The sequence below is a fragment of the Staphylococcus sp. HMSC062A01 genome, from assembly GCF_001836805.1.
Lineage (GTDB): Bacteria > Bacillota > Bacilli > Staphylococcales > Staphylococcaceae > Staphylococcus > Staphylococcus haemolyticus.
Window position 1 is genome coordinate 66,125 of record NZ_KV830638.1, and the last position, 19,230, is coordinate 85,354.

At 33.6% G+C, this 19,230-nt stretch carries 17 protein-coding genes; 9 read left to right on the forward strand and 8 right to left on the reverse strand.

Translation table 11 applies throughout. From position 1 onward, the window contains the following. Nucleotides 1-34 precede the first annotated feature (34 nt). The gene (locus tag HMPREF2715_RS08770) at nt 35-853 is read left to right on the forward strand and encodes an SDR family oxidoreductase (RefSeq protein ID WP_070581917.1); all 819 of its coding nucleotides are present in this window, start codon (nt 35-37) and stop codon (nt 851-853) included. Nucleotides 854-1,046: 193 nt separating this feature from the next. Here the strand turns inward: HMPREF2715_RS08770 and HMPREF2715_RS08775 are convergent, their stop codons facing one another. After that, the gene (locus tag HMPREF2715_RS08775; RefSeq protein ID WP_070839872.1) at nt 1,047-2,123 is read right to left on the reverse strand and encodes a M42 family metallopeptidase; all 1,077 of its coding nucleotides are present in this window, start codon (nt 2,121-2,123) and stop codon (nt 1,047-1,049) included. Between the two features lie 167 nt (nt 2,124-2,290). Between HMPREF2715_RS08775 and HMPREF2715_RS08780 the strand changes: the two genes are divergently transcribed. Next, nucleotides 2,291-2,752, forward strand: a complete 462-nt coding sequence (locus HMPREF2715_RS08780; RefSeq protein ID WP_053025561.1) for a YehR family lipoprotein — start codon at nt 2,291-2,293, stop codon at nt 2,750-2,752. A gap of 77 nt (nt 2,753-2,829) precedes the next feature. Here HMPREF2715_RS08780 and HMPREF2715_RS08785 read toward each other — a convergent pair whose 3' ends face one another. After that, nucleotides 2,830-4,116 (reverse strand): O-acetylhomoserine aminocarboxypropyltransferase/cysteine synthase family protein, encoded by a 1,287-nt coding sequence (locus HMPREF2715_RS08785; protein ID WP_070631798.1) that lies wholly within the window; start codon nt 4,114-4,116, stop codon nt 2,830-2,832. A 274-nt stretch (nt 4,117-4,390) separates the two neighbouring features. After that, a complete protein-coding gene (locus HMPREF2715_RS08790) occupies nt 4,391-5,968 on the reverse strand; it encodes an FMN-binding glutamate synthase family protein (protein WP_141757453.1) in 1,578 nt (525 codons plus the stop codon). Between the two features lie 188 nt (nt 5,969-6,156). On the opposite strand from HMPREF2715_RS08790, the gene lnsB reads away from it, so the two are divergent. The 4 genes from lnsB (at nt 6,157) to fetB (ending at nt 9,421) form a co-directional block, all read left to right on the forward strand. Beyond that, nucleotides 6,157-6,939, forward strand: a complete 783-nt coding sequence (gene lnsB, locus HMPREF2715_RS08795; RefSeq protein ID WP_053025565.1) for a CPBP family lipoprotein N-acylation protein LnsB — start codon at nt 6,157-6,159, stop codon at nt 6,937-6,939. Nucleotides 6,940-6,994: 55 nt separating this feature from the next. After that, a complete protein-coding gene (locus HMPREF2715_RS08800) occupies nt 6,995-7,795 on the forward strand; it encodes a CPBP family intramembrane glutamic endopeptidase (protein WP_053025568.1) in 801 nt (266 codons plus the stop codon). Between the two features lie 176 nt (nt 7,796-7,971). Further along, the gene (locus HMPREF2715_RS08805) at nt 7,972-8,634 is read left to right on the forward strand and encodes an ABC transporter ATP-binding protein (protein WP_070581920.1); all 663 of its coding nucleotides are present in this window, start codon (nt 7,972-7,974) and stop codon (nt 8,632-8,634) included. Next, on the forward strand, nt 8,627-9,421 hold the full coding sequence (fetB, locus tag HMPREF2715_RS08810; RefSeq protein WP_037550211.1) for an ABC transporter permease: 795 nt from the start codon (nt 8,627-8,629) through the stop codon (nt 9,419-9,421). Before HMPREF2715_RS08805 ends, fetB begins: the two co-directional genes overlap by 8 nt. 54 nt (nt 9,422-9,475) lie before the next feature. Here the strand turns inward: fetB and HMPREF2715_RS08815 are convergent, their stop codons facing one another. Both HMPREF2715_RS08815 and HMPREF2715_RS08820 read right to left on the reverse strand, forming a co-directional pair. Beyond that, on the reverse strand, nt 9,476-10,942 hold the full coding sequence (locus tag HMPREF2715_RS08815; RefSeq protein WP_070839878.1) for a sensor histidine kinase: 1,467 nt from the start codon (nt 10,940-10,942) through the stop codon (nt 9,476-9,478). Beyond that, nucleotides 10,932-11,612, reverse strand: coding sequence for a response regulator transcription factor (locus tag HMPREF2715_RS08820; protein ID WP_053025083.1), 681 nt, complete (start codon nt 11,610-11,612; stop codon nt 10,932-10,934). Before HMPREF2715_RS08820 ends, HMPREF2715_RS08815 begins: the two co-directional genes overlap by 11 nt. A 151-nt stretch (nt 11,613-11,763) precedes the next feature. On the opposite strand from HMPREF2715_RS08820, the gene HMPREF2715_RS08825 reads away from it, so the two are divergent. Then, nucleotides 11,764-11,994: a hypothetical protein gene (locus HMPREF2715_RS08825; RefSeq protein WP_052071612.1), complete on the forward strand. Its 231-nt coding sequence runs from the start codon at nt 11,764-11,766 to the stop codon at nt 11,992-11,994. 117 nt (nt 11,995-12,111) lie between these two features. Next, on the forward strand, nt 12,112-13,287 hold the full coding sequence (locus HMPREF2715_RS08830; RefSeq protein ID WP_053025082.1) for an MFS transporter: 1,176 nt from the start codon (nt 12,112-12,114) through the stop codon (nt 13,285-13,287). 56 nt (nt 13,288-13,343) lie between these two features. Here the strand turns inward: HMPREF2715_RS08830 and HMPREF2715_RS08835 are convergent, their stop codons facing one another. Further along, nucleotides 13,344-14,693, reverse strand: coding sequence for a carboxylesterase family protein (locus HMPREF2715_RS08835; protein ID WP_070581924.1), 1,350 nt, complete (start codon nt 14,691-14,693; stop codon nt 13,344-13,346). A 432-nt stretch (nt 14,694-15,125) separates the two neighbouring features. Beyond that, nucleotides 15,126-16,790, reverse strand: coding sequence for an APC family permease (locus HMPREF2715_RS08840; RefSeq protein WP_070581926.1), 1,665 nt, complete (start codon nt 16,788-16,790; stop codon nt 15,126-15,128). Nucleotides 16,791-16,975: 185 nt separating this feature from the next. Between HMPREF2715_RS08840 and HMPREF2715_RS08845 the strand changes: the two genes are divergently transcribed. Next, nucleotides 16,976-17,575, forward strand: coding sequence for a YdeI/OmpD-associated family protein (locus tag HMPREF2715_RS08845; protein WP_053025079.1), 600 nt, complete (start codon nt 16,976-16,978; stop codon nt 17,573-17,575). 96 nt (nt 17,576-17,671) lie between these two features. Here HMPREF2715_RS08845 and HMPREF2715_RS08850 read toward each other — a convergent pair whose 3' ends face one another. Beyond that, nucleotides 17,672-18,715, reverse strand: coding sequence for a 2,3-butanediol dehydrogenase (locus HMPREF2715_RS08850; RefSeq protein ID WP_053025078.1), 1,044 nt, complete (start codon nt 18,713-18,715; stop codon nt 17,672-17,674). Between the last annotated feature and the right edge of the window lie 515 nt (nt 18,716-19,230).

The window sequence follows — 19,230 nt, forward strand, 5'->3', positions numbered from 1 at the left end:
TTAAAGAAATTTGAAAATAGGAGTGAAAGCCGTTATGAAACGTTTAGAAAATAAAATTGCAGTCATCACTGGTGCAAGTACAGGTATCGGCCAAGCATCAGCAAAAGCCTTGGCTAATGAAGGTGCACATGTACTCGCACTTGATATTTCGGATGAATTAGAAAAAACGGTTGAAGAAATAAATCGTAATGGAGGTAAAGCTACTGCGTATAAAGTAGATATCTCAGATGATAAACAAGTTCAAGACTTTGCGGATAAAGCTAGAGATGAGTATGGGCGTGTAGATGTTATCTTTAATAATGCGGGTGTAGATAATGGCGCAGGCCGAATCCACGAGTATCCTGTTGAAGTATTCGATAAAATTATGGCAGTGGATATGAGAGGTACGTTCTTAGTAACCAAATTCTTATTACCGTTAATGATGGAACAAGGCGGTTCTATTATTAATACGGCATCATTCTCAGGACAAGCTGCCGACTTATATCGTTCTGGATATAACGCTGCCAAAGGTGCAGTCATTAACTTTACGAAATCTATTGCTATTGAATATGGTCGTGAGAATATTCGTGCGAATGCTATTGCACCAGGAACAATTGAAACACCATTAGTAGACAATTTAGCTGGTACTTCAGAAGATGAAGCGGGTAAAACGTTCCGCAATAATCAAAAATGGGTCACTCCATTAGGTCGACTAGGTAAACCTGAAGAAGTAGGTAAACTTGTTGCATTTCTAGCATCTGACGATAGTTCATTTATTACTGGTGAAACGGTTCGAATTGATGGTGGTGTTATGGCTTATACTTGGCCTGGAGAAATGTTAAGTGATGATAGTTGGAAGAATTCAGTAGAATAGCAATTAATTGCAATATTTAAAATTAAAATGAAGATTAATATTATAACCCCAGTCTATGGCAGTAGACTGGGGTTTAGTGACGTCAAATGACGTTAATCTTCATTATATTAAGCACACCACACACTAGTGTGAAAATGCGTTATTTAGATGATATGAATTAAACTATCAACTTCATAATATTTTAACTAGTAACTTACCATTTTATTCTCTCATAAGCGTCATCGTTTAGTGAACGAACGATTTCAGTTACAAGGCGCACTGAATTTTCATAATCATCTGTGTGGAGTACTGACACATTTGAATGCATATAACGTAAGGCAACGCCAATAGAAATTGTAGGTATACCTTCATTTGCAACATGGATACTTCCTGCATCTGTACCACCGCCAGCTGTTGTATCCCATTGCACAGTAATATAATGTCTTCTTGCAACTTCTTTAATATGTTGACGTAAGCCTTGATGTGCAACATTAGATGCATCCATTAAGATTACTACAGGCCCATTTCCTAAAGTCGTCTCACTTCCAAGGTTGTTCATTCCTGGTGTATCGTATGCGACTGCAACATCCACTGCAATAGCGAGGTCAGGTTTGATTTTATTAGCAGCAACTTTAGCACCACGCAAGCCAACTTCTTCTTGCACAGTTGCCCCTGCATATAAATCTACACCGATTTGTTCATCTTTAAGTCTTTTTAATACATCGATCGCAAGTGCACAACCGTAGCGATTATCGAATGCCTTTGCAGTTAAATATTTGCCATTCGCTAATTCTTCAAATTCACTATAAGGTGTAATCATATTGCCAACTTCGATACCGTGATTCTCAGCATCTTCTTTACTTCGAACACCGATATCAATGTACATATCTTTAATTTGGACAGGCTTCTTACGTTCCTCTGGGTCAAGTACGTGTGGTGGTTTTGAACCGACAAGACCACGAATTTCAGTGCCGTCATCCGTTGTGATAGTTACTTTTTGAGATAACATAACTTGGTTCCACCAACTGCCAATAGGTTGGAATTTAATAAATCCATTATTATCGATTTTAGTCACGATAAAGCCAATTTCATCTAAGTGGCCAGCTACCATAAGTGATTTTGTTCCATTGTCACTTGCTTTTTTACCAAATATGCCACCCAAACCATCTTCTATAATTTCATCACTTACAGGCCCTAAATATTCTTTCATCTTTGACTTTACATTGCGTTCATAACCAGCAATGCCATTCACATCAGTCAATAATTTTAATAATTCAATTGATTCTTTCATATACACACACTTCCTAACGTCATTATTTACTAACATTGTAGCATGTAGATTTTTGTTTTTCTGAAAAAATTGTTTCTAATCAAAATTATCTGGTAATGATATACATAATAAGATAAAGTAAATGCTATAATTTAATTGAAAAATGACACAGTGGGAAGTAGATGAGTATGATGAAAAAGTTCTTTGTATTGACGATATTAATGGTGTTAAGTGTAAGTATATTAGGCGCGTGTAGTAAGGAACGCTCTAAGACATATGAAGGGGACATGGAAGGGAAGCATGTATTAACGACATTGTCTTATAAAAAGAATAAAGTAGTAAAACAATCAACTGTAACAACATTGAAGTATAATGATTTCGGTATGTCCAGGAAAGAAGCTAAGAAGACGTTCCAAGATCATCATCAATTGAAAGACCTTAAAGGTGTATCTTATAGCTTAGAAAATAATCATGAAAAATGGGTTGAAACAATCGATATAAACTATAAAAAAGCAGATATTAAAGAAGTCGAGAAGTATTTCTCTTTAATGTCAACATCTAAAAATGATAAGAAGGTCAATATGGAAGGGACCGTTAGAGAATTAAAAAAATTAGGCTTTAAACAAAAAAGTAATATGACAGATGAATAATGAACTAGAAAAGCTGTAACGGAGCCGGGGACATAAATTAATGTCTCAAGATCCGTTACAGCTTATTTTTATATCATTTAAATAATACTAAGTGCATCATTTAAGTCGTTAATAATATCTTCAGCGTTTTCAGTACCTATAGATAGACGAACCATTTCTGGAAGTACACCTGATTGACGTTGTTCCGCTTCAGTCAATTGTTGATGCGTTGTACTTGCAGGATGGATGACGAGTGATTTGGAGTCTCCTACATTTGCGAGTAATGAGAATAGTTGCAATTTATCGACGAAGCGAGCGATGTCATCAACTGATCCGTCTACGCCAAATGTCAGAATTGCACCTTGACCTTTTGGTAGATATTTTTTAGCTAAGTTATGATATTTGTTGTTTTCAAGACCAGGATAATTTACCCAAGTGACTTTAGGGTGTTGAGCTAAAAATTGAGCAACTTTTAAGGCATTTTCAGAGTGACGTTCCATACGTAGATGTAATGTTTCTAAACCAATTAAAAATTCATGAACATTATAAGGCGACACAGCTGAACCTAAATCACGTAATAATTGAACACGTGCTTTAGTGATGTATGCAGTTTCACCGACATCATTCGTATATGAAATGCCGTGATAACTTGGATCAGGTTCGACTAATCCAGGGAACTTACCGTTATCCCAATTAAACTTACCGCTATCTACTATAATGCCGCCTATTGATGTACCATGGCCCCCTATAAATTTAGTAGCTGAATGGATAACAATATCAGCACCATGTTCAAATGGACGACATAAATAAGGAGAAGCAAATGTATTATCAATGACAAGTGGTAAACCATTATCGTGTGCAATTTGTGCTACCGCTTCAATATCTAATACATCTATAGCTGGATTACCGATTGTTTCAGCATAAATCGCTCTTGTTTTATCATTAATTGCTGCTTTAAAGTTGTTAGGATCACTAGGGTCAACAAAGTGAACTTTAATACCTAGTTTTGCAAAGGTGATGTTTAATAAGTTATAAGAACCGCCATATAGGTTAGACGATGCTACAATCTCTGAACCAGTTTCCACAATATTAAGTAATGCCAATGTGATAGCAGCTTGACCTGAAGAGGTAGCTAATGCACCAACACCACCTTCTAATTGTGTGATACGAGCTTCAAAGACATTCTGAGTTGGGTTCATAATTCGTGTGTAAATATTACCTGGTTTAGCCAGAGAGAATAGGTCTTGCGCATGTTGCGTATCATCAAAGACATAACTTGATGTTTGGTAAATAGGCACAGCACGTGATTTTGAGAATTCATCGATAACTTGTCCAGCATGAATCGTTTGTGTTTCAAATTTCCAATTTGGATGATTGTCTGTCATAAATATGACCTACAATTAATAGAATATTCTGATTATTTATTTTTAATTATTATACAGCACTTTAAAATGAAATCGAACTGAATTAGTAAGAATTAAAAGGTAGGGGATAGAATTTCCGAGAGGATATTTAACTGGTGCTCGCTTAACTCAAGAAATTACAAAAAAGAGAAGGTACTTGATATGAGTACCTTCTCTTACTAGTCAGCTATTACGAGTTTGTGATATAGCTTCAAAGTATTATTTTTATCCAACCTTAACTCTCTTTGCCATCGAGTTAACTTATTAATTTCAATTTATAGTCAATGATATTTTCTATTGAACCATCAATGCGTTTGATTACAATATGGTCAGTTGTAATTTCATTTGGACTTTTGACACCAGCTGCGGCCGCAATGTTAAATAGTCCCTCATGTAAACTTGTAATATAGTTCGTTACTCGATATTGCTTTTCATCGACAATTAATGCTTTTTCCTTCTTAGGATCAGTCGTCGCAACACCCACAGGACATGTATTTAAGTGACACTGTTGACTCATAATACAACCTACACTAATCATCATGCCACGAGCAATATTAACTAAATCTGCACCTAATCCTAAAGCAATTGCTACTTTATCTGGAGTAATTAATTTACCTGAGGCAAAGATTTTCATTTTACCTCTAATTTGATGTTGCTCTAACATACCAGTTACGATAGGTAGTGCTGTAAATAATGATAGACCGACACCATCTTGTAACTCTTGGAATGTCGCTCCTGTACCACCTTCACCGCCATCAATTGTGATGAAATCAGGATAAATATTCATATCAATCATTGATTGAACTAATGCTTCAATTTCTTCAACTTTACTCACTACAATTTTAAAGCCGACTGGTTTTTGACCTAGTTGACGTAATTTATCTACAAATTGTAATAAGTCTTCAGGTGAATCTATAAAATCAAAGCGGTTAGGTGAGTTCACGGTTTTATAAGGTTCAATGTTTCTGATTTTGGCAATTTCTTCTGTAACTTTATTGCCCTCCATATGACCACCGCGAGTTTTGGCACCTTGTGCGAGCTTAATTTCAAATGCTTTGACCTCTTTATGATTTGCCGTCTTCAGAAATTGATCGTCGCTAAAGTTACCATCTTTATCACGAACACCAAAGAGACCAGGTCCGATTTGGAAGATAATGTCGCCTCCACCTTTAAGGTGATATTCTGACAATCCACCTTCACCTGTATTCATCCATGTGCCTGCACGGGCTAACCCTTGTGATAATGCAGTGATTGCACGACCACCAAGTGCACCGTAGCTCATTCCTGATTGACCAACGAGTCGTTTGATTTTAAAAGGATGTTCTAAATTGTTTCCGAGAATAATAGCATTATTGTCTGTTAAGTAGTACGGATCAATAGCTGTTTGATATCGATGTTCATCACGTTGAAATATGCGTTCATTGTCCACTTTATAGACAAATGTTGAAATCATAGTTTGATTATTAATTTGTAATTCATTACGTTGTAAAGGAAACATTGTATTTCGTATGTAAAAACCATCCTTATACTCTCGTTGTGTTCCAAAACTAGACATTCGAGAGTTGTATTTACCTGCTAGCACAATATTTGTGTACTGATTTCTTGAAAATGGTTTCCCCTCTGTATCATTTGCAAATAAGTATTGACGTAATTCTGGTCCAATCTTTTCTGCAAAGTAACGTACACGTCCTAGAACAGGATAATTACGTAAGACACTGTGTTGATTCTGCCCTTTATCTTTAAATAGCAACACAAGTACTAAGCCGATTATTGAAAGAATCACAATAAATATCATGATGTTAACAATAAACTGCATAACTGTAAGTATAGAAATCAATTTTATTTCTCCCCCTTTGAACTTTCTACAATTTAAATCATACATCAATGTAAATCTTTTACAATTTAAAATAGGAAGAAATTTTCAATTTCTTAATATTAATAATCTGATAGAATAACAAATGATATATGACATACATGTATTTCGATGATAAAGTATGATGTACAAGATGTAAGAGGTGACCTATGGATAAAGAGGAAAAGTCATTGACACAAGAGGGTTTAAGAAATCAATGGGGAAGTTCTGAAGTAGTAAAAAAAGATTTCTTATTAATACCCATTTACATCGCTTTTCAAATTTTAATGCCAATTATTATTGTATTCGGTGTTCTAGGTGTTCATGCGATGATAACGCAAGATCCACCACCACTATATTTATATAATTTGATGTTGAGCGTCAGTTTCGTTATAGCGCAATTTATTGTTATCGTGTCATTTTTTGCATTACATAAACTTTATATTGCTGATGTGGCATTTAGACAATTTCGCATTGTTAAACGTAATTACTTACCATTAATAGTTACTGTGAGTATCAGTGCATTATTGCTATATTATACTTTTAATTATGTAGCGCAGAAACTACCTAAACCTTTAAGTTATGATGTAACTCAAGCGCAACTTCGTCTTGAAGGTCTATTCAATCATCCAATTGCAATTGTGTTTTCTTTTATTACAGTGGTTGTATTACAACCTTTAATTCAAGAATTAATTTATCGACATTTAATCATTCATGAACTCGAAAAAAAGCTGAATTTGATGGTAGTTATTGTATTGAGTATAGTGATAGAAGTGAGTGTACAGGTATATGACTTGATATCCATCATGGAAGTGATACCGTATTTAATATTATCAATTGGCTCTATCATTATTTACATAAGAAGTGGAAAGAATTTAGCAGCATCATATCTTTATCATAGCTCTGTACATTTGGTGATATTTATTACTACAATGGTAGAGAAGTTCTTTTAATTTTTGATAATAGTTGAAATTTACATATTCAAAAAGAATAGATAGGGAGAGACTTATGACAAATGAATATGAACATTCGCAAGAAACATCTAAGCATTCACAACTAAACAATGAATTTGCATCAAAACGAATTGTTAAACGTGATTTCTGGCTTATACCAGGCTACTTAATTATTAATATTGTTTTGCCGTTGATATTAACAATAGTTGTAATGATTACGATTGTAGCTATTACGGGTCAGACCTCACAAGATCCTTTTATAAAACAATTAATGGGGATTAATCAAATTTTTGTCTTATTAGGACAGTGTCTGTTATTACTATTATTTTATTTAATGCATCGCAAATCACTTATTCCATTATCAATTCAACGCTTTAAAGATTTGAAAAAACATATCATACTGATTATTGTTGTTCTCATTGCGATGTATTTAGCACAATTTTTATACGGAAACTTAATAGAATTGCTACCTGAAAAATATCAGTTTAATAATACTGAAAATAATAAACAAATTGAGGAACTCTTTAAGACGAGATGGATTTGGCCAATATTATTTTTAGATATAGTAATCGTTACGCCAATCGTTGAAGAATTACTCTTTAGACATCTCATTATTCATGAACTCGGTAAGAAATTAACATATGGTGCAATGTACGTTGTATCAGTATTATTCTTTGCTGGATTACACGTACTAAGCGCATCATCTCCATTTGAAGTTGGGCCATATTTAATTATGGCAATTGGATTTGTAGTTGCGTATCACTATAGTGGCCGTAACTTAGCAATCACCATTACGTTGCATATGATAAATAACTTAATTTCATATCTCTCTATTATTATTTCGATTATTTGGTAATCGATTTACTCGGATTGAAGTGAGATACAGTGAATCAATAAATGTTAACTTGAATTCGCTTATCTTACTTCTTTTTTTGTTATTATAGATATAAATGATGCTAGAACAGGTTAAACAAAAAAGTATTTTAATTTATTTTTCAATAAAAGTAATAGTTAAGAGGAGGTTAGTAACAGATGTTATTAAACATCAAAAATTTATCATATAAAGCGGATAGACGTATGATACTCAAAAATATCAACTTTCAATTAAATGAAGGTGAGGCAGTAGCGATCATTGGTCCATCTGGTAGTGGGAAGAGTACATTTTTAAAGCAGATTAATAATCTAATTAGCCCGACAGATGGGGAACTTTATTTCAAAGATAAGCCATTCAATAACTATCCTCCTGAAGAATTGCGTATGAAGATAAGTTATCTCATGCAACAGAGTCAACTTTTTGGTGAGACGATTGGGGATAACATGTCATTTCCAGCGTTAGCTCGTGAAGCGCACTTTGATAAGGAAAAGGCACTCGATTTATTGAAGAAAGTGAACTTAGGTCAGTATGATTTAAACTCTAAGATTGAACATCTATCCGGAGGTGAACGTCAAAGGATTACGATTGCACGTCAACTTATGTATCGTCCGAATATATTATTGCTAGATGAATCTACAAGTGCACTCGACACGCAAAATAAGCACATTATTGAACAAATGATTTTTGACATGGTTAAAGAAGGTGTCGCAGTCTTATGGATTACGCATAGTGATGACCAGAGTATGAGACATTTTCATAGAAGAATAACAATTAGTGATGGTGAGATAACGAAAGAGGAGGCGTTAAATCAGAATGAGTAATACAGCCCTTTGTTTAACTGCATTATTATTATTAATTCCAATCTTTATTTCGTATAAAGAAGGGTTACATATTATTAAAGATTTAGTAGTAGCTTCCGTACGTGCAGTTGTACAGTTAATCATCTTAGGTTTTATATTGCACTATATTTTCAAAATAGATCAAGCATGGATATTAATGTTAGCAGTGTTAATTATTATTATAAATGCATCGTGGAACACAATTAACCGTGCTTCTCCTGTTATGCATCATGTCTTTTGGATTTCATTTATCGCTATATTTATTGGAACTGCTTTACCACTAACTGCTACTGTATTAGCTGGAGCAATTGATTTCAAAGCAAATGAAGTTATCCCGATAGGTGGTATGTTAGCGAATAATGGCCTTATCGCGATTAATTTGGCTTACCAGAATTTAGATCGAGCATTTGTTAAAGATATTACCGATATTGAATCTAAGCTTACATTAGCCGCAACACCTAAATTGGCTTCTAAAGCATCAATTAGAGAGAGTATACGACTTGCTATCGTACCTACGATAGACTCGGTAAAAACATATGGCCTAGTTTCTATTCCAGGGATGATGACAGGATTGATTATTGGTGGCGTACCTCCACTACAAGCGATTAAATTCCAATTACTTGTCGTATTTATCCATACCACAGCCACGATAATGTCAGCTTTAATTGCGACATATTTAAGCTATAATCAATTCTTTAACGTACGTCATCAATTAGTGGCGCGTAATAGTGCACTCAATGCACCCGATGAAGAAGCGAAAGATAATTAAATTAAAAAGTCAGCTTTCACTTGATTCTCCAAATGAAAGCTGACTTTTAATTTACTATGCTGTATCCACCAATACGATATGGAAATGTACACCTTGCTTAGATGGTAATAGTGTAATTGAACCATGATGATAATTAACAGCGTCTTTTATGATAGATAAACCGATACCATGTTGAGCTTTATTCGTTTTAGACGTATACGACTGTCTAAATAGTGCATCAATATTAGCGTGAGGTAGGCCTTGTCCGTCATCCATATAATCAATCATCAAGTTATTTTCAATTTTAGAAATAGTTATCTTTATGCTAGGGTTGATCTCATTATGATCAATACTATTATTGATTAAATTTATCAGAAGTCTCTCGAAATACAATTTATTCCCATAAAACGTTGATTCATCTTCAAGATGAAAGTCGCATGTTAGGGATTGGTAACCAATAATTTGAGCAATTCGATAAACTGTTGATTGAATAGGAAAGTTCTCTTTATCATGCTTCATCTGATTGGTTTCCATATCAAACGATTGATTCAAGCTATCAATCAAATCACTCATAAACGTTGCTTTCTCCGAAATAAGTTGAACATAAGATTGTGACGCTTCATCAGCTTGTATTAGTTTAGAGTATCCATAAATCGTTGTAAGTGGTGATTTTAGATCATGAGAGATTTGACTAATCCACTTCGATTTATAATATGACATTTGATTATGATAAAACTTATCAGACAACATTTGTTCATTCAATTTCGACAAAGATGCGTCCAGTTCCGGATATGTTCGACGATTCTTAAATCGCTTACGTTTCGACGTAGGCTGATGTAGTTTACCTAAAGACAAATTGCCAATCCAATCAATGTAAAAGGATAACGGTCTTGTAAGACGTTTTGAAATTAGAATGGCCGTTAAAGCAATTAAGATGATGTTAGCAACGATGAACGAAATGAAAAGTACAATATACGTATTCTTGCTATCATTAAAGGCTTTGCCAAAGTTATCATTCCACAGTATAGTTCTTTGACCTGGATTCTTCACAAATTGAAGTTCATTATTTGAAATCAAATAGTTGTAATGATTGAAATCTAAAGATGATAAACTATCAAGTAGTTGTGATGTTTTGATTTCATCGCTATTTGTTATTTTAGGTTGTTTCATTTTATTTCTATAGATATAAACAAGATACGTGCCTTCTTTTGATACAACAGAATTCGCGTTATTTATGTTTTTTAATAGCGTTGGTTTTATATTTGTATTACGTTTCCATTTTGGGTAGAGAATGTCACCATTTTTACGGACGAAATATAAATCAACGTTACTCTTCTTGGCTAACGATTTAAGATTGTCATTTGGTTCTTTGGCAACTCCGTATGTTTCTAAATAGGTTGGTTCAATTTCGTTAATATCCCAATAAATATTAGGTAAAACTTTGAAAAACAATATAATTATTAATACACACGTGATAGTGAAATTTAGAAGTACAAATATAGTCATATATTTAAGAAACTTTAATGTAAATTTATTGATCATTGCCATCTTCCTTGAACATGTACCCTTTGCTGCGTACAGTTTTAATCATCTTAGGTGAATTAGGAGTCGCTTCAATCTTCTTACGCAAAGTTCTAATATGTACCATCAAAGTGTTATCATCGACACCTGTATCGTATCCCCATACTTTAGCGTAAAGCTGATCTTTCGTAAGTACTTGGTTCTTATTTTTAACAAGATACGCTAATAAATTATATTCACGATTCGTAAGGTTGATTGGTTTATCATTAATACACACCTCCGTACTATTGAAGTTAATAGTTAAATCATTATAACGATACATCGACTGATCTTTATCATTTAAATGTAAAGACACTCTATAATATAACTCCATAGGATCAAAGGGTTTCTTAATATAATCAACTGCACCTTGTTCGAAGCCTTTATAAACATCTAAATGTGTTGTTTTAGCAGTAACTACGATAACGGCTGTATCATTTAAATCAATATATTTCAATAACTGATAACCATCTTCAGACTTTAAATTTAAATCTAATAATATAACTTGAAAATTGAAGTTCAATAATTCAAATTTTGCATCTTTAATATTATCAACGGATTTAATGTGTCGTATCCCTTTTGTACTTAAAGATAATTTCATTAACTCATTAATATCTTTGTCATCTTCAATAATAAGTACTTCGCCGTTCATTTAAACCACCTCAATATCTATCTTATATAACTTTTTAACATTTAACTATTCCGATAATAATTATTTAAGGAAAAATTAAGATTAAACTAAGTAGTATTTAATTTGAAAATTTTACTATATAACTAAATCATTGAACGAAGGAGCAAATTATATGAAAGTTATATCCCATCTGCTTGGAATTATGATTACACTACTTGCACTATTTAATATACTTAGATTTTTAATAAGCCTAGTTGAAAGTTATTTTAATATGAATTTTGGTTTTGATTTTGTATTGCATAATAATTATGTGACTTACGGTGCAATTGCATTACTTGTTCTTTCAGCATTTCTACAAGAACTTATCGAACATCAATACAACAATAATGAAAGTCTCTTTTAAAACATTGGGGAAGAAAAATATAAGTGAATATTATATAATGGAACAGTTACGAAACTTGAAGAACAGTGCGTAGCTGTTTTTTTATGTAAAAATGATTAAATGAAAGGGGTATGAATGATGTCTGTTATGCGGATAGCCACATTTATCATCAGCGTATTTATTGTAGGTATGGTTGAAATGATGGTCGCTGGTATCATGAATTTAATGAGTGATGACTTAGGTGTTTCAGAAGCGATTATTGGACAACTTGTCACGCTTTATGCATTAACCTTTGCAATATGTGGACCTATACTTGTTAAATTAACCAATCGATACCCTGCACGTCCCGTATTACTATGGACTTTAGTCATCTTTATAGTAGGGAATGGCATTATCGTCGTAGCGCCTAACTTTACGATTTTAGTCATCGGACGTATATTATCATCAGCCGCTGCATCATTAATTATCGTCAAAGTCTTAGCACTAACAGCAATGCTAACGATACCTAAGAACAGAGGTAAGATGATTGGCGTTGTCTATACTGGATTTAGTGGTGCAAATGTCTTTGGTGTGCCAATCGGTACGATGATTGGTGATTGGATTGGTTGGCGTTTCACATTCGTATTTATTATTGTTATTAGTCTTATTACCGGCTTATTAATGTTGAAATATCTTCCAACCACTACGGAACTCAATCAAGCCAATAGAATGTATAATAACGTTTCCGATGATAATCAAGTTACAACTCATATTGTTCGACCAGTTGAGATCGTTAAGTTTTTAGCAATTACATTGCTTATTCTAATCGCTAATTCAGTGACGTTTGTATTTATCAATCCACTTATTTTAGAGAATGGTCACTCCATGGGCTATGTATCATTAGCGCTACTCGTTAATGGTGTTGCCGGTGTTGTTGGTACATCAATGGGTGGTGTGCTAGCTGATAAGTTGACTAGTAAGCGATGGTTAATTATTGCTTTCACAGTATTTATTATAGTTATGTTAGCTATTAATTTAATTTTATCTACAACAATACTATTATTAGTTGGACTCTTTATTTGGAATATCGTGCAATGGAGTACGAACCCTGCGATTCAAAGTGGTATTATCGAACATGTTGAAGGTGACACAAGTCAAGTAATGAGTTGGAATATGTCTTGTCTTAATGCAGGTATTGGTTTAGGTGGTATTATCGGAGGCCTTGTTGTTTCAAATATGAATGTTGAAGCGGTCACGTTTGTAAGTGCCTTTATAGGTTTATTAGGACTGATTATTGTACTTACATTAAAGAACGTACATTATGCTAAAAGTTAATATCATATAACCATTTTAAACCCGTGATGGATGCGTGCATCTATCACGGGTTTTCCTTATTTATATACACGTGGTTCTATGCGATTTATCGAGTAAGGTTCGTAGGGCATGGTGCCTGTTCTAGCGTAATGAACTAAGTCACTTATCATACGTTTGCTTAATTCGAACTCATTGTTTGAAATTTTAATAGAGTGACCTTGTAGTATATCCATCTTACCGAACCAGAAGACTAAATCTAAAATATGATAAGCACTTGCAAAATGAACATGTTCAGGTCGAGCCCAATCAAAGCGTAACAACCAACGATAAGAATTATTACTCATTTGTTGAAGTAACATAAATGTAGGCTGTTTAAAATATAACTCCGTCACGACATATGCTTGTTGTTTTCCAGTTTGAACACGACTGAAATCGACGTGGATATGATTTAATTTCATGACATCAACGAAACGTTGAGGGTTCAGTTTACGTGATTCATTTCGGATATAACAATCGCCTTCATCTTTCGTATAGCTTAATACAATCGGTTTGTTGAATTCAGATAGAGGCCTATACATCTTGCTATCTTTAATCGGTTGATATATTAATTCTAAGCCTTTAGATTTGCCACGTGCTTTCTCCTCATATGCCATTAATTGTAGAATGGCTTGATCATCTAAATCGTTTATACTTTTTCCGGAAAAGTGTTGTTGCATTAAATCATCAAAATATTGTGCTTTCATCATGCCAGTTTCTGCTGAATCTAACTGCAATATGCCACTTAATAACATGACTTGATTATAATAGTGGTCAAGTTGTGGTTGCTGCATCAATGCTTGAATACTCATACTGCCTGCTGATTGACCCCATAATGTAACATTGTTAGGATCTCCGCCAAAATACTCAATAAAATGTGCAACCCACTTTAATACCGCAATTTGATCAGATAGACCGTTATTTTTATCGTAGTGCGCGTTAAAGTAAGACCAATCTAGAAATCCTAATGCACCTAATCGATAGTTGAACGTAATCACAATGACATCATGTAGCTCAACAATATGTTCTGGAGTATATAATTCTGCTGAACCATGACCATTTATAAAGCCACCACCATAAAAGTAAATGATTACAGGTTTCTTTGCTTTGCCAGTCGATTGACGCCAAATGTTTAAATGTAGGCAATCTTCATTAAGTTGAAATTTCTGTTTCGTAGTTGAAAAAAACGTTTCTAATTTATTGAATGGTTGTGGAGGGATTGCTCTGAATTGTGTAGCATCAACCAATGTATTATAACTATAGATAGGACTAGCGTGTTTAAAACGACGATGTCCAATAGGGGGATATGCATAAGGAATGCCTAGAAATAAATCTAAATTCTTATGTGTCAAACCTTCAAAAGCACCATACTTCGTATTAATTATTACCATCAGATCATCACCCAACATTTATCAATTACTTTAACTATAGCATTATTTTATAAGTTGAAAGATATTGAATGCTGTTCTATTCTAAAAAGAGCCTGTGACATAATTCAATGACTCAGACTACAAATATATATTGGCAGTAGTTGACTGATTTAAAAATACACTTTTAACAAGCTTTTTTAATTCTAGTCAACCTTGCTTGGTGGGCGGGGCCCCAACAAAGAGAATTTCATTAAGAAATTCTACAAGATAAGCAAGTTGGGATTCGGGGCCTCAACAAAGAGAATTTCATTAAGAAATTCTACAAGCTAAGCAAGCTGGGGTTCGGGGCCCCAGCAAAGAGAATTTCATTAAGAAATTCTACAAGCTAAGCAAGCTGGGGATACAACGAAATAAATTTTGGAAAATATTATTTCTGTCCCACTCCCTACAATATTAATCATTATGTTGTTGGATTGCTTCTTTTCTATCAGCTTCCTGTTGTTCTGCTTCCATTGTATCTTCTTTCATTTGTTTATTAATCTTCTTAGCGCGTTTGTAATATACACTCTTGAAGTGACTTGTAATACCAATTCTATAAAAGACAAGTGCTAAAACTATTATAACTAGGAAATCGTAAGGGTAGTGTATTAAGTTAATACCTTTAAACTCTTTACTACCGATAAATGACATACAAGCTAATAAGATTAAGTAGACAATAATCCATATACTTCCGCCAATTTGTTTTTTAGTGTTTTTCCAATTCATTTTATACTCATAGAAGAAATAAATTGGTAATCCTAAAATAATAATCAATATAACTTCAGCTGTGGTTGGCCACATCGCCCAATAAATTGCTAATGAAGCAAGTACAAATGATAATGGTGCCATTACTTTTAACATCGTGCCTCGGAATGGTCTGTGTAATTTAGGTCCCATTTCACGTAACGACATTACCGTAGTTGGTCCTGTTAGGTAAGCGACTAATGTTGCTGTTGAAATAACAGCGGCTAATACACCCCAATCACGGAATAACGTCACCATGACCATACTGATGATCGCATTAAATACGATGGCTACACGTGGAATGTTATAAGTTGTATTAATTTTACCTAAGAACTTAGGAATATGACCATTACGTTCCATTGCATTTAATACACGACCAGTAATCGCAACAAATGAAACGCCTGTACCAAATGGTGAAACAACTGCTTCGATGTATAGCAAAATAGCTAACCAGTTGATGCCTAATAAGATTGCCATGTCTGCGAATGGTGAATTGAAGTTGATACCACTCCAACCATGCTCATGAATCATTGATTGTGGCATTGATGTAATAAATGTACTTTGTAGTATGATGTACAGAATTGCGCTCAACGTTAATGAAATTGCAATGCCACGTGCAATATTCTTTTCAGGATTTTTAATTTCAGATCCCATATTAATGATTGTTTGGAATGCATTAAATGAGAAGATGATTCCTGATGTTGTTGTTGCTGCAAAGATTGGTGCACTACCGTACGGCATAAATTCGCCAATAGATGAACCGTAGTTACTAGTGTCGAAACCTGAAAGCATTAACATGATGATTGTTAGTAACGGTACACCTAATTTAAAGAACGAAATTAAACTAGTGAAAGACGTTAATAATTTAACTGACCAATAGTTTAATAAAGAAAAAATAATGATAATGACATAGACAGCGAATAATCCGGTCGTACTGATTGAACCATTATGCATTAATGCAGAAGTTGGTTTGGCCCAATCCCAGGGCCATGAACTGATGTATTGTACAGCGGATACTGCTTCAATTGGAATGATAGTAACTAATGATACCCAGTTTGCCCATGCGGCAATAAATCCTAACAATGAACCGTGTGAGTATTGAGCATAGTTACTCATACCACCAGATTGCGGAAACATTGTTCCTATTTCAATATAGTTATAAGAAATCGTTCCTATAACTATAAACCCGATAATCCAAGATAAAATGGCTGCAGGACCAGCTGCAGAAGAAGCTTCCCATGCACCAAATAACCAACCTGAACCAATTAAACTTCCTAGTCCTAATAATACAAGTTGGACCAGACTGATTTTACCTTCGTTATGATTTTGTCCCATAAATACTCCTTTATGTTGTTTTAATATTCATCAAAAATGATACGTTATAATTATACGCTTATCATTTCATTAGTCAATTTATGATTTTGTAAATTTACAAATGATTGTGTAATTAATAGTTATTTATTGACTTAAATAATATAGTGATTGTATTGTTATCAAACTAACGATATGAGGTGACCAAGGTGCCAGAGAAACAATCCGATAAACAGGTATTAGCTTTTTTAGAAAAAGAAAGTCAATGGAAGGAATCTTATCAATATTTAAGAAATTTAATATTTGATGAGTCAGAATTAGAAGAAGCATATAAATGGATGCATCCAACATATATCGTTAATGATAAAAATGTTATAACGATTCATGGTTTTAAACATTATGTAGCGTTACTATTTCATAAAGGTGCAATTTTAGAAGATAGATATAAAACGCTAATTCAACAAACAGAGCGAGTTCAAGCAGCAAGACAATTACGCTTTAAAACACTGGATGAAATTAAAGCGCGTCGAGATGAAATTTTATATTATATTAATGAAGCCATTGAAGTTGAAAAGGCCGGCAAGAAAGTTGAAATGAAGAAGACAGAGGACTATGAAATACCTGAAGAATTACAGCAAGCATTCAATGATAATCCTAAGTTAGAAGAGGCATTTTACAAATTAACGCCTGGTAGACAGCATCAGTACATATATCACATTTCACAAGCAAAGCGCAGTCAAACAAGACAAAGCAGAGTTGAAAAATATATTGACCATATTCTTGATGGTAAAGGCATGTATGATAAATAAATGTTAAGAAAAAAGCTTTTAATCTTCATCTGTAGAGATGTCGATTAAAAGCTTTTATTTAAATCAAGTTAAAATGTATCGATGTGTTAATTCAAATTAGCCATTTAATTTAACTAAAATTTTAGCTTGAGATTTATCGTTTACTAATTGTTCGAATCCAGATTCAACAATGTTTTCTAATTCAATTTCATCTGTTACTACGCTCTTAACATCTAAGCTACCGTTCGCAATTAAATCAATTGTTTGTTGGAATGTAGTAGGTGAGTATGCAATTGTAGATGTTAATTGAACACCTGAGTTAGTTAATAACATTGGGTCGAAATCTACTGCATGAGCAAAGATTGATACGATGACAACTGTACCTCTTGGACGCGTAACTTGTACTGATTGAGATAATGTTACGCCAACACCAGCAACTTCAAATGTAACATCTACACCATTTTCAGTATGTTTGTTAATAAAGTCTACAGGATTTGTATTACCAGAGTTAACTACATGTGTAGCGCCGACTTCTTTAGCTTTAGCTAAACGCTCTTCAGATAAATCAAATACGAAGATTTTACTTGCACCAGCTGCTTTAGCTGCAACAATTGTTAATAAACCAATTGGACCAGCACCAAATACTGCTACTGTATCACCAAATAATAATTTACCTTCTTTAACTGCTTGAACCGCAACTGCAGTTGGTTCTACTAAAGCGCCTTCTTTATCAGATACACTTTCAGGTAATGCATATACATTTTCTTCTGGTGCATTTGTAAATTCTGCAAAGCCACCATCAGAACCTAAACCGATAAATGAATAACCATCATATAAGTCAACACTTTCATCTTTCTCATGTTTAGATACAGTTGGGTTAACAACCACACGGTCCCCTTTTTTATATTTAGTAACGTCTTTACCAACTTCTTCAACAACACCAGCAAACTCATGACCTAAAGTAACAGGTGCTTTTTGTCCAAGTAGTGGATCAGGTTTATCTGTAGAGATGAAGACTGGTCCTTCTAAGTATTCATGTAAATCAGTTCCGCAAATACCTGCCCATGAAACTTTTACTTTTACTTCATTGTCTTTTAATTGCTTAGGTTCACGATCTTCCACGCGAACATCTTTTTGACCATACCATACTGCTGCTTTCATTATTACAACATCCCTTCGATAAATACTTATTACACCTATAGACTAATACTATTAATTTCGTAATGCAATTTTGAATACAGCTTTATAATATTTATTTAGAAAAGTTTGACAATTTCATGAATTTTATTGTCAGCAACTTTATTTTCGACAGTTTTTAACTTGATCATGCTTGAAACAACTTAAAAAATTGTAATTGTGAATTTTTTTAATCTTTTCATATAAGAAATGTTTCAAAAAATTATATAGGGTATATAGATATAAAAGATGAAAAAAGCTTGAATTATATTGAAATTGAATTAATCAAAATTTTATGAAGCAAAGGCCATGAGGCTCTTGTTTAACTTATTACGTATTTGTTTAACAATGGGACTACTGGCCTTTTTGTTTTATGAGCTTTTTTATCTGGCAACAATAGGAAGGAGCAATCTAATGACGCTAAGTATTAAAAACTTAACAAAAATTTACTCTGGCAATAAAAAAGGGCTCTATAATAAATTGGACTGATGACTAAAAAT

Coding starts and splice junctions, on each gene's coding strand:
- HMPREF2715_RS08770 (WP_070581917.1), top strand. CDS start 35: ATGAAACGTTTAGAAAATAAAATTGCAGTCATCACTGGTGCAAGTACA.
- HMPREF2715_RS08775 (WP_070839872.1), bottom strand. CDS start 2,123: ATGAAAGAATCAATTGAATTATTAAAATTATTGACTGATGTGAATGGC.
- HMPREF2715_RS08780 (WP_053025561.1), top strand. CDS start 2,291: ATGATGAAAAAGTTCTTTGTATTGACGATATTAATGGTGTTAAGTGTA.
- HMPREF2715_RS08785 (WP_070631798.1), bottom strand. CDS start 4,116: ATGACAGACAATCATCCAAATTGGAAATTTGAAACACAAACGATTCAT.
- lnsB (WP_053025565.1), top strand. CDS start 6,157: ATGGATAAAGAGGAAAAGTCATTGACACAAGAGGGTTTAAGAAATCAA.
- HMPREF2715_RS08800 (WP_053025568.1), top strand. CDS start 6,995: ATGACAAATGAATATGAACATTCGCAAGAAACATCTAAGCATTCACAA.
- HMPREF2715_RS08805 (WP_070581920.1), top strand. CDS start 7,972: ATGTTATTAAACATCAAAAATTTATCATATAAAGCGGATAGACGTATG.
- fetB (WP_037550211.1), top strand. CDS start 8,627: ATGAGTAATACAGCCCTTTGTTTAACTGCATTATTATTATTAATTCCA.
- HMPREF2715_RS08815 (WP_070839878.1), bottom strand. CDS start 10,942: ATGATCAATAAATTTACATTAAAGTTTCTTAAATATATGACTATATTT.
- HMPREF2715_RS08820 (WP_053025083.1), bottom strand. CDS start 11,612: ATGAACGGCGAAGTACTTATTATTGAAGATGACAAAGATATTAATGAG.
- HMPREF2715_RS08825 (WP_052071612.1), top strand. CDS start 11,764: ATGAAAGTTATATCCCATCTGCTTGGAATTATGATTACACTACTTGCA.
- HMPREF2715_RS08830 (WP_053025082.1), top strand. CDS start 12,112: ATGTCTGTTATGCGGATAGCCACATTTATCATCAGCGTATTTATTGTA.
- HMPREF2715_RS08835 (WP_070581924.1), bottom strand. CDS start 14,693: ATGGTAATAATTAATACGAAGTATGGTGCTTTTGAAGGTTTGACACAT.
- HMPREF2715_RS08840 (WP_070581926.1), bottom strand. CDS start 16,790: ATGGGACAAAATCATAACGAAGGTAAAATCAGTCTGGTCCAACTTGTA.
- HMPREF2715_RS08850 (WP_053025078.1), bottom strand. CDS start 18,715: ATGAAAGCAGCAGTATGGTATGGTCAAAAAGATGTTCGCGTGGAAGAT.